This window comes from Mesorhizobium sp. M7A.F.Ca.CA.002.09.1.1, from assembly GCF_003998555.1.
GTDB classification, from domain to species: Bacteria; Pseudomonadota; Alphaproteobacteria; order Rhizobiales; family Rhizobiaceae; genus Mesorhizobium; species Mesorhizobium ciceri.
Genome location: NZ_RZRR01001178.1, coordinates 1 through 1,393, shown reverse-complemented (window position 1 = coordinate 1,393; position 1,393 = coordinate 1). Strand labels below are relative to the sequence as shown.

Sequence of the window (1,393 nt, the reverse complement as noted above, 5' to 3'; positions counted from 1 at the left end):
GTTCCTGTTGCCGGAACCGGCAGGATCGTGCGCGTGCGCCGGCAGATCGGCCTGATATCACTGCCACGCCTGCGCCACAGCGTGAACATGGCGGCGAGCCTGGAACTCGACCGGGGCGTGGCCTTCCTGCTGGTACCGGTCTGCCTTGCGATCGGAGCGATCGGCTATTTTTCGCTGACGGCTGAACCCGACTTTGCGAGACCTGTCGCGGTTGTCATCCTGACGGGGATCTGTGCGCTGGTCTCGCGCTCATGGCCAAAGACCCATCTGTGTTTCATGGCGGCACTTTTGTGCGCCCTAGGGCTGCTTGCTGCCAAGGTCGAGACGTGGCGTGCGGGCACACAAATGTTGGGCTCGGAAATCTCGACGCAGGTGACCGGCCGCGTCGTCTCGCTCGACCGTATGGAAACTGGCCGTATCCGGCTGACCATCGACGTAACATCGACCGCAAGACCGAAACTGCGCTATGCGCCGGAACGGGTACGGCTTTCGGCACGCAAGATCCCGGCTGACGTGACCGCAGGCTCTCTCATCACTGGATATGCCAAGCTTTTGCCGCCGACCGGGCCGGTGCGACCGGACAGCTATGATTTCTCCTTCGACAGCTATTTTGCCGGCATTGGCGGCAGCGGGTTCTTTCTCGGCAATCCCAAGCTTGTCGTCAGCGATGATGGCGACATGCCGCTGTCGGCCCGAATTTCCTCCAGCGTGGAAAATGCCCGTGAAGGCATCGCCGACCATATCAGGGCGAGCGTCGGCGGCGCCGAAGGCGAGATCGCCGCGGCGCTGATCGTCGGCGTGCGCGCCGGCATTCCCGACGACATCAATGAGGCGATGCGACGTACCGGCATCTACCACATCATCTCCATTTCGGGACTGCATATGGCTCTGGTCGCCGGCACCATCATGGGGTTGCTGCGCGGCGCCTTCGCCTTGTTTCCCGATTTTTCCGCGCGTCGCCCGGTCAAGAAGTATGCCGCTGCCGCCGCACTGTTCTCGATCGCAGCCTACCTCGTCATCTCAGGTATCGTCGTCGCCGCCGAACGCAGCTTCATCATGCTGGCAGTGATGCTGATTGCAGTTCTGTTCGATCGAGCAGCACTCACCATGCGCAATCTGGCGATCTCGGCGATCGCCGTCATCGTGGTGTCGCCGCATGAGGTGGTCGGCCCGAGTTTTCAGATGTCGTTCGCCGCGACCGCGGCTCTGGTCGGCGCCTATGCCGGCTGGGCGGATCACCGCGCGGGAAAAGCAAGAACGCCGCCGCCGAAGCGATCCTTGCCCGGGTTCCTGACACGAAAATTCCTGCTGGCGGCAATCGGTCTGGCCATGACCTCGATCATCGCCGGCAGCGCCACGACGCTGTTTGCCATCTGGCATTTTCAGCGTGTGT

The 1,393-nt window shown here is 62.5% G+C and carries 1 protein-coding gene; it reads left to right on the top strand.

What is annotated here, in order from left to right; translation table 11 throughout:
- Positions 1 to 33: 33 nt before the first annotated feature.
- A partial coding sequence (locus tag EN994_RS31530; RefSeq protein ID WP_164746419.1) for a ComEC/Rec2 family competence protein occupies positions 34 to 1,393 on the top strand: 1,360 nt, incomplete at its 3' end.